This is a genomic window from Gordonia amicalis (assembly GCF_022059885.1).
GTDB classification, from domain to species: Bacteria; Actinomycetota; Actinomycetes; order Mycobacteriales; family Mycobacteriaceae; genus Gordonia; species Gordonia amicalis.
Map to the genome: position 1 here is coordinate 675,156 of NZ_CP091855.1, position 13,120 is coordinate 688,275.

The window sequence follows — 13,120 nt, forward strand, 5'->3', positions numbered from 1 at the left end:
ATGACCCACGACTTGCAACCCTCCGGTTGCAATAAGACGTTCAGTCGACCAACTCGGCGAGTCTCCGGATCGCGAACTCGTATCCACGGATGCCATAGCCCGCGATGACGCCTGCCGCGATGGGCGAGACGTAGGAGTGGTGCCGGAACGCCTCGCGCTGGTGCACGTTGCTGATGTGCACCTCGAGGATCGGCACGCCGGGTACGACCAGGGCGTCGGCGAGGGCCACGGACGTGTGGGTCCACCCGCCGGGGTTGATGACGATGCCACTGATCTTCCCGACCGATTCGTGAATCCAGTCGATCATCTGTCCCTCGTGGTTGGTCTGCGCGGCGCGCAGACCGAAGCCGAGTTCCGATGCCGTCCGTTCGGCGAGGTCGACGACGTCGTCGAGTGTCTCGGACCCGTAGATCGCGGGCTCCCGGGTGCCGAGTGTGTTCAGGTTCGGCCCGTTGAGCAGCAGGATCGGCAACGGTTCGACGCCGGCGGCATCGGACGTGGAGTCGGACATGGGTTCACCATAGTCTCCGCCGCCTCGCCGACCGGGGCGAGACACCTCAGCGGCTACCATCTCTCTTTGTGCCAGCGCAGACCGTTCGACGAGCGAGGATCGTCGCCATAGTCACGGGCCTGCTCGGGTTCCTTCTCGCGCTGGCCACGCCGCTGATGCCGGTCGAACAGAAGACCGCGGAGATCAACTGGCCGCAGAACGGACAGATCGGTTCGGTCGCCTCCCCACTCATCGGCTACACCCCCGTCGACCTCGACGTCACCATCCCGTGCACGGCGGTCGACGACCTGCCGCCCGGTGGTTCGGTACTGTTCTCGACCACACCGAAGCAGGCGGAGAAGTCCGCCGAGCGCGGCCTGTTCATCCGCAAGACCGGTGCCGCCGACGTCCCGGCCGACCGCCAGGGCGTCGAGGTCGTCATCCGCAACGTCCCGCTGGTCTCGGCGAGCCTCCAGGACATCCGCACGCAGGACTGCCGCGAGATCGTCGTCCACGCCGATTCCGGCGCGGTGACAGCCGGATTCGTCGGCATGACCGACGACGCGGGCGATCCGCTCGCGGGAACCACCGAGGACAAAGAGGCCTTCAAGAACTCGCCCGATCAGCGCCCGCAGGTCACCGGTCTCTTCACCGACCTGTCGGGTCCGGCGTCCGATGTCGCCGGCCTCGACGCGCATGTCACCGTCGACTCCCGGTACAACACCGCCCCGACCATCTCGAAGTTGCTCGTCGTCATCGTCGGTGTCAGCTCGACGCTGCTCTCGCTCGCCGCACTGGCAGTCCTCGACTCGACCGACGGTCGTCGGCACCGGCGCATCTTCCCGGCCCGCTGGTGGCGCCTCAACACACGTGACTATGTGGTGATCGGCGCGCTGATCCTCTGGCACATGATCGGCCCCAACACCTCCGACGACGGCTATCTGCTGACGATGTCGAGGGTCGCGCAGGACAGCGACTACACCGCCAACTACTTCCGCTGGTACGGCGCCCCGGAGGCGCCGTTCGGCTGGTACTACCAGGTGTTCGGGTTGCTCAGTCATGTCTCGGTGGCCAGTCCGTGGATGCGGCTTCCGGCGCTCGCCTGTGGAATCCTGGTGTGGCTCATCGTGAGCCACGAGGTGATCCCGCGGCTCGGTCGTGCCGCGGTCACCCGCCCGATGGTCGCGTGGACCGCCGCCTTCGCCTTCCTCGCCTGCTGGTTCCCGTTCAACAACGGACTGCGTCCCGAGCCGATCATCTGCCTCGGCGCCCTGCTGACCTGGTGTTCGGTGGAACGCGCCATCGCCACCGGTCGGCTGCTGCCGGCCGCGGTGGCGTGTCTGGTGGGCGCGTTCAGCATCGCCGCCGGTCCCACCGGTGTGCTCGCGGTCGCGGCGCTGATCGCCGGTGCACGACCGATGATCATGGCGCTGATCAAGCGCGCCCGGGTGATCACCGGCGACTCGACCTCGCGTCACGCGCTGAGATGGTCGTTCGTCGCGTTGATCGCCCCGATCCTGGCCGCCGGCAGCTTCGTGGTCTTCGTGGTGTTCTCGAACCTGACCCTGCGCTCGTTCTCCGAGGCGTCGAGCATGAAGACCGCGCTCGGGCCGTCGATGAACTGGTACAACGAGCTCGGGCGATACTCGGCACTGTTCGCCTTCTCCGCCGACGGGTCGATCGCACGACGCTTCGCGGTCCTCGCGATGATCCTCGGCCTCGTGGTGTCCGCGGCGGTCCTGATCCGCAAGAACCGGATCCCCGGCACCGCCATCGGACCCACTCGGCGCATCGTCGCGATCACCTTCGCCTCGCTGGTGTTCCTCATGTTCACACCGACCAAGTGGACCCATCACTTCGGTGTCTTCGCCGGTATCGCCGCCGCGCTGGCGGCCATCGCCGCGATCGCCGCGAGTCAGCAGTCGATGCACTCACGACGCAATCGCACCCTGTTCTGTGCGCTCGTCCTGTTCATCGGCGGTCTGGCGTTCACCGGCCCGAATTCCTATTACTACTACTCCTCCTGGGGAATGCCCTGGGGGATCCAGCAGGTGACGATCGGCGGCCTGATGCTCGGGAGCGTCCTGCTCTACGCGTCGCTCGCACTTCTCCTCGTCGCGCTGTGGTTCCACTTCCGTGAACCCTTCACCGGCACCGACCCGCATTCCGCGGATCCGCATGTCACCGACGTGGATCCGAAGGCACCCGTCGACACGTCCGACCAACGCTGGTACCGGCGACTGTTCGCCTCGGTGGCCGCCGCACCCCTCGCCTATCTCGCGATGGCCGTCGTCCTCTTCCAGATCATCACCGCGATCTTCGCGGGCATCCACCAGAGCTCCTCGTATTCGGTGCCGCGGTCCAACCTCGCGGCGGTTGCCGGTGAGCCATGCGGGATGGCCGACAAGGTGTGGGTGGAGTCCGACCCCAACCGCGACATGCTGCGTCCCGTCGACTCGTCGCTGACCAACCCGCTCGGCGGTCCGGCCCCCGCCCCCGGCGCCTCGCCCGCCACCTCGGGCTTCTCCCCGAACGGTGTACCGACGGACCTGGCGTCGACCGCCAGCGAGGGCTCGCTGGGCGTGCTGTCCGGCAACGTCTGGGCGGACCCGAAGATCCTGAACTCCAACCCGGGGGGCACCGGAGGCGGTGAACTGCCCGACCCCGGCGTCAACGGCAGCACCGCGGCACTACCGTTCTTCCTCGACCCCGCGACGACGCCGGTCATGGGTAGTTACTCCAAGTTCGACCAGGTTCCGGCCCGCCTCACCTCCGGCTGGTACGCGCTCCCGAAGAACTGGCGTGACCGTCCGCTGCTGACGATGTCGGTGGCCGGCGAGTACGACAACCCGAACGTGATGCTCGAATACACCGCCGACCCGATCCGGCCGGACACCACCGACGCCGACCTGACCGCCGCCGGTGAGACCGAACTCATCGACCCCGGGCCCCGCCCGGCCTGGCGCAACCTGCGCTACAACACCGACGAGCTGCCCGCCGACACCACTGCGGTCCGCATCGTGGCCACCGACGACAACCTCAACGAGGACCGCTTCATCGTGCTGACCCCGCCCCGGGTTCCGCAGATGGACACCTTGCAGGACGTCGTCGGCAGCACCGACCCCGTGCACGTGGACTGGACGTCCGGGCTCGGGTTCCCCTGCCAGCGGCCCTTCACCCACGACGTGGGTGTCGCCGAGATCCCCAAGTGGCGCATCAAGCCGGGGTCGGATCTCGCCGCAGCCGTGTCGGCGTGGCAGAACAGCTTGGGCGGCGGCCCGCTCGGCTGGATCGAGGTCTCCCAGCAGGCGACCGCCCTGCCGACGTACCTGATGGCCGACATCGGTCGCGACTGGGGCGCGCTGGAACGCTACGAACCGTACGGCGGCGTGGACACCCTCGCCGACATCGAGACCGGTACGCAGACCCGCAGCGGTCTGTGGAGTCCCGCGCCGATCAGATACTGACGACGAGCGGACACTTCAGTCCAAGGTCAGGGTGCGCGGTAGGTGAGCGGGTGCCGGTCGCATACGATCAAACACCGTGCCTGTGACAGCCCCGACGTCTCGTGTTTCCGCACGTACCGCCCGTCTGATCGCGATCGTCGCGGGTGTCCTCGGCGTGGTGCTGTGCGCACTCACGCCCTTGCTCCCGGTGAAGGCCACCGACGCCGACATCACCTGGCCGGCGGGTCAGGAGCTCAACGCCGAGACGTCGTCGGTGATGGCGCCGCTGATCGCGCAGACCCCGCAGACTCTCGACGCCCGGATACCGTGTTCGACGCTGGCGAGTGCCCCGACCGGCGTGATCCTGGCGACCATGCCCGTGAGCGCACCGACGTCGAAGGGTTCGTCGCTGTGGGTGACCGGAACCGATCAGGCCGTCACCGTCACGTTCCGAAACAGTGTCGCGGCCACGGCGCCACGTGCCGACCTCGACCGTTGCCGTGAACTGCACATATTCTCCGCACCGAGCGGGCCGGGCGCCCAGTTCGTCGGTCTCGGCGACTCGACGGTGCTCCCGCCGGAGAAGCGCCCGCAGGTCGCCGGGATCTTCAGCAACCTGAGCCCCGAGCGGGTCCGCGCCGCGGCCGCCGACGGGATGTCGGTCTCGATCCGCGTCGACAACCGCTACGAGTCGTCGCCGACGGTGCTGAAGATCGTCGTGATGGTCCTCGCCGTGATCTCGGTGATCGTGGCGCTCATCGCGCTCGCCCAACTCGACCGAATCCTCGGGTACCACCGCCGGATCGGGGCGCGCACCCGTGCCTGGTGGCACTCGCTCAAGCCGCGGGCCACCGACCTGGTCGTCACCGCCATCCTGCTGATCTGGTTGTTCCTCGGCGCCGGATCGCCCGACGACGGCTACATCCTCAACATGGGCCGCACGGCCGACGGATTCGGGTACCTGGCGAACTACTACCGCTTCTACGGCATCCCCGAGGCGCCGTTCGACTGGTACTACAGCTTCCTCTCGGTGTGGTCGTCGATCTCCTCGTCGATCCTCTGGATGCACATCCCGGCGATGGTCGCGGGCCTCGTGTCGTGGTTCGTCCTCAGCCGGGTGCTTCTGCCACGCCTGGGTCCGGCAGTGCGCCGCAGTGCATGGGCGACGTGGGCCGCCGCCCTGACGTTCACCGCGTTCTGGTTGCCGTTCTGCAGCGGACTCCGCAGTGAGGGCATCATCGTCCTCGGCTCCCTGTTGACCTGGTGGGCAGCCGAGCACGCCATCTCCACCCGTCGTCTGCTTCCCGCCGCACTCGCCGCCGGGCTCGCCGGGTTCACCCTCGCGCTCGCGCCGCACGGTGTCGTCGGTATCGCGATCCTGCTCGTCGCGGCGCGTGCCCTGCTGCACATCCTGCTCCGCCGCCGCAACGAACTCGGTGGTTCGCGGTGGACGGCGACCGCGGCGCTCGTCGCGCCGATCGTCGCCGCGGGGATGGTCGTCCTGGTCGTCGTCTTCCGGGACCAGACCCTCGCGACTGTGCTGGAGGCGATCAAACTCCGCTACACCGTCGGTCCGGTGATCTCCTGGCACCAGGAGTTCCTGCGGTACTACTTCATCTCGGTCGTCACCGACGACGGTTCGCTCACCAGACGCGTACCGCTCCTCCTGCTGCTCGCCGGCCTGTTCGTGGTGGTCGCGGTGATGTTGCGGCGCACCCGCATTCGCGGCATCGATCCCGGCCCGGTGTGGCGTCTCGTCGGGGCCGTCGGCGTCACCCTGCTGCTGTTCGTGTTCACCCCGACCAAGTGGACGATCCAGTTCGGCGTGCTCGCGGGTCTCGCCGCCGCGATCTCCGCGGCCGCGACCATCGCCGTCGTGCAGTCGGCGGCGCGTTCGGCTCGCAACCTGACCGTCTTCGTCTCGGGTCTGCTCTTCGCGATGGCCGCGGCGATGGCCGGCTACAACTCGTGGCCGTTCGCTTACGAATACGGCATCTCCTGGTTCGACCGGGCGCCCGTCATCGCCGGATACGGCGCGTCGACGCTGTTCCTGATCCTCGCCGTACTCGCCGCCGCGCTGGCGGTGTGGCAGCATCTCCGGCTCGACTACGTCACCAATCGTGGACTCGCACACAGCGACACCGGTCCCGGCGAAACCCGGGCAGACCGACGTCGCCTGTTCCTCGCCTCCTCCCCGATCGCGGTGATCGCCGGCCTGCTCGTCGTCGTCGAGATGCTGTTGTTCGTGAAGGCGGCCGTCACCCGGTATCCCGCGCCGACGGTGCTCGCCGAGAACCTGAACACCCTGCGCGGCAACCCGTGTGGCCTCGCCGACGAGGTGCTCGTCGAACTCGATCCGAACACCGGGATGCTCACCCCCGCGGGTGGTGCGTCGGCGACCGCGGCGTTGCGCGGCGAGAACCCGGTGGGCTTCTCCCCCAACGGCATTCCGGATGACCTCCAGCCCGAACCCGGAAGTCAGCGACCGGGCCAGATGAACGTCTCGGCGAGCATGGCACGCCCGTTCGCCATCACCGGCGGACTCGGTGCGGGCACCACCGGTGGTCGCGGACCCGAGACCGTCAACGGTTCGACCGCCAAACTCCCCTTCGGACTCGATCCCGCCACCACCCCGGTGCTCGGCAGCCACGGCTACAACGGGGAGGCGCGTCTGACGACCGGCTGGTACGACCTGCCCGCCGACCGTGCCGCCTCGCCGCTGCTCGTGTTCAGCACCGCGGGCGCCGTCTCGACCATCGACACCTTCGGGGTCCGGAACTTCGGGCAGAAGATGGTCGTGCAGTTCGGCCGTCCGGGACCGGACGGCTCGTTCGAACAGGTCGGCCCGGACATGCTGCCCATCGATCCCGGACCGGTGATCCTGAACCGTCCGTGGCGCAACATGCGTATACCGATGTCGGCGGCCCCGCCCGCGGCGACCGTGATGCGACTGTCGTTGCAGGACAACAACCTCGGCGACCAGCAGTTCATCGGGATCACCCCGCCCCGCGCTCCGCAGCTGCAGTCTCTGCAGGAGGTCGTCGGATCGTCGGCGCCGACCCTGATCGACTTCGGGGTGGCCTCACACTTCCCGTGCCAGCAGCCGATGGGTGTCTCGCACGGCGTCGCGCAGGTGCCGCAGTGGCGGATCCTGGGTGACTACCCGCTGACCAACTCGCAGTCCAAGACCTGGCAGGCCGGGGTCGACGGCGGCCTGCTGGGCATCTCGGAGGCGACGACCTCGGCACGGGCCGTGTCGACCTATCTCGAGGACGACTGGGCCCGCGACTGGGGCGCGCTGGAGAAGCTGACGCCGCTGGTGCCCGGTGCACCGAATGCACAGATCGACACCGCACAGACGACGCAATGGGGCTGGTCACGCACCGGCTCGATCAGGGTGGAGCCCCAATCCGATGAGTGAATCCAACCGCACCGCGAAGATCGTCGCCGTCGTCACGGGCCTGCTGGGCTTCCTGCTCGCCATCGTCACGCCGATCCTGCCGGTCAACCAGACCACCGCCGAACTCAAATGGCCACAAGGCGATTCCGTGTCGGATGTGGCGGCGCCGCTGGTGGCCTTCGTCCCGATCGACATGGACATGTCCGTGCCGTGTTCGCTGGCCTCCCGGTTACCCGCGCAGGGCGGGGTCCTTCTCTCGACGACGCCGGCGGGCGGCCAGGACGACTCCGCCCGCGGTCTCTTCGTCCGCGCCACCGCCGACACGCTGACGATGATCGACCGCAACGTGGTGCTTCTCAACACCGATCGTGCGGCGGCGCAGGCCAACCCGAACTGCCGCATCGTGATGCACGCCGACGGCGAGGGCGTCGACGGCCGTTTCGAGGGCCTGCCCGCGCCCGACGCCGCCACCGGCGGTCTGCACGAGTTCGCCATCCCCGACCACGAGATGCGCCCCCAGATCGTCGGCATCTACAGCGATCTGCCCGCCGACGCGTCCCGGGACGGACTGTCGCTGCGCGCGACCATCGACACCCGCTACGTCAGCTCGCCGACGCCCCTCAAGCTCGCGGCGATCGTCGTCGGCATCGTGATGACGATCCTCTCGCTCATCGCACTGGGCGTCCTGGACCGCCGGGACGGTCGCGCGCACAAGCGATTCCTGCCGACCGGCTGGTGGACGATCCGCCCTCCGGATGTCGCAGTCGTCGCGATTCTCGCCTTCTGGTGGTTCGCCGGTGCCAACACCTCCGACGACGGTTACAACTTCACGGTCGGCCGCATCACCAGCGAGGCCGGCTACGCGGACAACTACTTCCGGTACTTCGGCGTTCCCCAGGACCCGTTCGGCTGGCATTTCCAGGTCATCTCGTGGATGACGAACGTCAGCGTCGCCACGCCGTGGATGCGCCTGCCGGCCTTCCTGCTCGGACTCCTCGGCTGGTGGCTCATCAGCCGCGAGGTGATCCCGCGCCTGGGACGCGCGGTCCGCAACAGCACCCCCGCCGTGTGGTCGGCCGCCTTCGTGTTCCTCGCGATCTGGTTGCCGTTCAACAACGGTCTGCGTCCCGAACCCGCCGAAGCCGTGGGTGCGCTGCTCACCTGGTGCTGCGTCGAACGGGCCATCGCCACCAGACGTCTGCTGCCATACGCGATCGCGGTGGTGACCGCGGCGTTCACGCTGGCCCTCGCGCCCGGCGGACTGATGGCGGTCGCCGCCCTCCTCGCCGGCATCCGGCCGATCGTCAAGACCCTGGTGTCCCGGAGAAACCGCGACGGCCTGCTGCCGATGCTCGCGCCGATCCTGGCGGCGGGCACCGCGGTCCTCTTCCAGATCTTCTTCGACCAGCCGATCGGCGCGCTCATCGCCGGCAACAAGGTCGCCTCCGACGTCGGACCTACTCTCGAGTGGTGGCAGGAACCGATCCGGTACTACTACCTGATCCTGCCCACCGCGGACGGCACCCTGGCCCGTCGTTTCGGCGTGCTCACAATGATCCTGTGCCTGTTCGTCGTGCTGCTGCGCCTGCTGCGTCGCGAGCATCCGAACGGGGTTGCGCGCGCTCCGATCTGGCGTCTGGTCGCGGTCACCCTGGGCACGATGTTCTTCATCGCGTTCACCCCGACCAAGTGGACCCATCACTTCGGTGTGTATGCGGGTATCGCCGCCGGTCTCGCCGCCGCAGCGGGCGCGATGATGGCACCGGCGGTGCTGCGGTCACGCCGCAACCGCACCTTCTTCGCGGCCACTGTTCTCGCGATCACCGGGATCTCCTTCGCCGGCACCAACGGCTGGTGGTTCGTCGGCAGCTACGGCGTGCCGTGGTGGGACCGTCCGCCCGCCGTCGGCGGGGTCAACGTCGCGTGGTTCATCCTCCTCGCGGCGGTCGTCACCGCCCTGGCCGGACTGTGGTTCCACTTCCGCGACGACTTCGTCGACGAACAGACCCGTACCCGCGGCGGTGACCACTGGTATTCGAAGCTCAAGTTCTCACCGCTGCCGGTGATCTCGGGCCTGATGGTGTTGTTCATGGTCGCATCGTTCCTGAAGGGCGCCTACGAGCAGCGGGATTCCTGGTCCTGGATGAAGTCGAATGCTCGTGCCCTGACCGGCAATTCGTGCGGCCTGGCCAACGACGTCCTGGTCGAGGCCGACCCCACGGCCGGCCTGCTCGCTCCTTCAGCGGTGAACGGTCGTCCCGCACCCGGTGTGTCGCAGGCACTGTCGGGTCCGGATGCGACCGGCTTCACGCCCAACGGCGTCCCCGACAAGCTGTCGGTGGACGCCACCGAGAACAACGACTCCGCCACCACGAGCGCCCAGAACACCGCACAGACCGGCGCCGGTGCGGACGAGTCCGCCAACTCGTCGTCGGCGCAGGGCGGGACCGAGGGCGGCCAGGGCGCACGCGGCATCAACGGGTCGACGGTGCGCCTGCCGTTCGGTCTGAACCCTTCCGCCACACCGGTTCTCGGCAGTTACGGAGCGCCGTCGGGCTCCGCCTCCCTGACCACGGACTGGTATCAGCTGCCCGCACGCTCGGACGACGCACCGCTGCTGACCATGGCGGTCGCCGGATCGGTCGAGGCGGTCGACGGCATCGGTGTCGTGCACGCGGGCCAGAAGGTGATCGCCCAGTTCGGTCGCCTCGGCGCCGACGGCCGCGTGGTGCCGACCGGCCAGATGTTCCCCATCGACATCGGCGAGGTCCCGACGTGGCGCAACCTGCGGTTCCCGCTCGCCGATTCGCCGCCGCAGTCCACCGTGGTGCGCATCCTGGTCGAGGACACGGCCGCGGCGTCGTCGGAGTGGGTGGCCATCACGCCGCCGCGCGTCGGCAAGCTGGCGACACTCGACGACGTCGTCGGCCGGACCGATCCGGTGTTCATCGACTGGCTGCCCGGCCTGGTCTTCCCGTGCCAGCAGCCGATGAAGGTGCGTAACGGCGTCCTCGAGGTGCCCAAGTGGCGGATCATGCCCGACGCGGAGGCCACCCGGAAGAACAGCCAGACCTGGATGTCGGGCACCGCGGGCGGTCCGCTCGGCATCACGGAGGCGATGCTGCGTCCGACCCTGCTGCCGACCTACCTGCGCAACAACTGGGGACGCGACTGGGGCGGCCTGCAGCGGTTCACCGAGATCATCCCGGCGCCACCGGCCGAGATCGACCTCGGAGAGGCACGACGGTCGGGTCTGTACGACCCCGCACCGATGCGTTCCAGCGGGTACTGACACGTCGTGACCAGGGACGACGGGGACGCGCGGCTGATACCCACGACGGCCCCGTCGAAACCTGGCGACCCGCCTTCGTTACCGCACCGTGATCTCCAATCTCGGTTGCGTCACTCATCCCCGGTGACGCTCGAACAGGCCGCGATCGGGACCTAGCGTCGTGTTCATGAGTAAATTCACGGCACCAGGACTCAGTACGGAATCGGCAGACGAGGTGGCCGGAATCCTGCAGGAGCGCCTCAGCGCGCTGAACGACCTGCACCTCACTCTCAAGCACATCCACTGGAACGTGGTCGGCGCGAACTTCATCGGCGTCCACGAGATGATCGATCCGCAGGTGGAACTGGTGCGCGGTTACGCCGACACCGTCGCCGAGCGCATCGCGACGCTCGGATCGTCGCCGCGGGGCACGGCCAAGGCGATCGAGACCGACCGCTCGTGGAGTGACTACTCGATCGGACGGGACACCGCGCAGGCACACCTCGGTGCCCTCGACCTCGTCTACGACGGTTTCATCACCTCGCACCGGGACGCGATCGAGAAGATCGGCGAGATCGACCCGATCACCGAGGACATCCTGATCGGGCAGACCGCCGAACTCGAGAAGTTCCAGTGGTTCGTCCGCGCCCACCTCGAGAGCTACACCGGGGAGCTGACCCACGCCGGCGCCAGTGGCGAGAAGGAAGCCGCCGATGCCGCGCGCTGACCGAGAAATCCGCTAGCCCGGTGAGGGCCGTCCCCCGGCCCTCACCGAAACCGCGGTCGCGAATGCCCACACCACCCAGTTCGCGGCCGCGGTTTCTCCTCCCTCGAACCGATCACGTTGCACGAACGACTCTCGACGTGACGCGGTGATCGCCGCACGTCCGGGAACCGACGCTTTGCTACTCTGAGCACAGGCTTTTGCCGTGAACAGGATGTGAAGACAGCGCGTCCGACCGGATCAATCGGGGCGTCCTCGCTCTGACGGGGAGGTACGTGTGGCTGATACACGATCATTCACGCTGTTCAACGATCTGGAGCTCCACATGCAGTTCGCGCCGGTCTGCCGGCTGTCGGACGGAGCGTTGGCCGCCGTCGAACTGCAGCTTCGTGGCCCCGCCGGGACCCGACTCGCCACCGCCGCCGCCCTCAAGCGGGCCGCGCGACTCGTCGAGGAACATCCGGTCCTGGACGAACGCAAACGCAAGATGGCTGCCGACCCGCGCGCACAGTCGCTGGCGAAGATCCTCCCGCTGCTGGTCAATCTCGACCTCGAACTGATCGACAATCTCGACGACGAGACGACGCGCACGCTCGAGCGCCATGTGATGGTGGTCTTGCCGGATGCCGTCGAGCGCAGCCCACAACGCACCCTCGCCCGGGTCGCCCGGGCGCGGGACGCCGGCAAGATCATCTGCGTCGACGGCCTGGTCCGCAGCGAGCACGCCGCCACCCTGCTCTCGCTCGTCGAACCCGACATCATCGTGACCGGCGCCGAACTGCTCGCCAAGCAGGCGACCGCCGATTCCGCCCAACTCGCGCACGCGCTGGCCGCGCACACGGAGCGCAGTCATGCCGTGGTGATCGCCGAGGGCGTCGACGACGAGCAGTCCCGCGTGACCGCTCAGACGATGGGTGCTGCGTTCGGTATCGGCGATCTGTACCCGCCGGTGTCCGACCCGTCCGTACTGGCGTCGCGGACCATCGTGCCGCTGCCCGAGATGCCGGTGTGGACGACCCCAGACCCGGACAAGTCGACCCCGTATCGGATCGCCTCGAGCTCGATCGAACCGCGGATGGGCAACAAGCGGCTGCTCATCGAGATGAGCAAGGCGCTGGAACACCAGGCTGCGATCGGCGGCGCCGCCATCGTCCTGGGCACCTTCCAGTACGCCGAACACTTCACCCCACGCACCGCCAAGCGGTGGCGGGAGATGTCGGAGAAGACCGGCCTGGCCGGTGTCTACGGGGTCGGACTGCCCGACGTCCGCGACGGCAACGTGCATCGCGCGCCCCTCGATCCCGAGGACGACCTGATCAACGAATGGAACGTCGCGGTTCTCGGTCCGCACTTCGCGGCCCTGCTCTCCGCTCGCGACCAGCACGACGCCGGACCCGACCTGGAGCGCACCTTCGAGTTCGTCCAGACCTATGACCGGATGACCGTCACCCAGGCCGTTCACTCGATTCTCGCGCGGTTCGCCTGACCCTTCGATACGCCCCTCCGCAAGCTCCGGGGCTACTCAGGGAGCACAACGCCGCCGCTCCGCAAGCTCCGGGGCTACTCAGGGAGCAGAGCGCCGCCCCTCCGCAAGCTCCGGGGCTACTCAGGGAGCAGAGCGCCGCCCCTCCGCAAGCTCCGGGGCCACTCAGGGAGCGGGACGATTTGGGTTTGTCACAGCATCGCTGACTACGATGCGCCTGTGCCGAAGTCGCCTGGAGTGTCCGAAACAGACGAGCCCGCCGTCGGCGCCGATACCCCTGCAGCGCATCCTTCCGACCGCTCCTCC

The 13,120-nt window shown here is 68.2% G+C and carries 6 protein-coding genes; 5 read left to right on the forward strand and 1 reads right to left on the reverse strand.

What is annotated here, in order from left to right; translation table 11 throughout:
* Nucleotides 1-40 precede the first annotated feature (40 nt).
* Entirely contained in the window at nucleotides 41-511 is a 471-nt protein-coding gene (gene aroQ / locus IHQ52_RS03195; RefSeq protein WP_006438295.1) for a type II 3-dehydroquinate dehydratase, read from the reverse strand.
* A gap of 68 nt (nucleotides 512-579) precedes the next feature.
* On the opposite strand from aroQ, the gene IHQ52_RS03200 reads away from it, so the two are divergent.
* From IHQ52_RS03200 to IHQ52_RS03220, 5 genes are all read left to right on the forward strand, one after another.
* The gene (locus IHQ52_RS03200; RefSeq protein ID WP_238064095.1) at nucleotides 580-3,957 is read left to right on the forward strand and encodes an arabinosyltransferase domain-containing protein; all 3,378 of its coding nucleotides are present in this window, start codon (nucleotides 580-582) and stop codon (nucleotides 3,955-3,957) included.
* 76 nt (nucleotides 3,958-4,033) lie between these two features.
* Nucleotides 4,034-7,357 (forward strand): arabinosyltransferase domain-containing protein, encoded by a 3,324-nt coding sequence (locus tag IHQ52_RS03205; RefSeq protein ID WP_006438293.1) that lies wholly within the window; start codon nucleotides 4,034-4,036, stop codon nucleotides 7,355-7,357.
* Nucleotides 7,350-10,628 (forward strand): arabinosyltransferase domain-containing protein, encoded by a 3,279-nt coding sequence (locus tag IHQ52_RS03210; RefSeq protein ID WP_006438292.1) that lies wholly within the window; start codon nucleotides 7,350-7,352, stop codon nucleotides 10,626-10,628. Before IHQ52_RS03205 ends, IHQ52_RS03210 begins: the two co-directional genes overlap by 8 nt.
* 166 nt (nucleotides 10,629-10,794) lie before the next feature.
* Complete coding sequence (locus IHQ52_RS03215; protein WP_024498792.1) at nucleotides 10,795-11,334, forward strand: Dps family protein; 540 nt, start codon at nucleotides 10,795-10,797, stop codon at nucleotides 11,332-11,334.
* A gap of 274 nt (nucleotides 11,335-11,608) precedes the next feature.
* A complete protein-coding gene (locus tag IHQ52_RS03220) occupies nucleotides 11,609-12,817 on the forward strand; it encodes a DICT sensory domain-containing protein (RefSeq protein ID WP_024498793.1) in 1,209 nt (402 codons plus the stop codon).
* Nucleotides 12,818-13,120 lie beyond the last annotated feature (303 nt).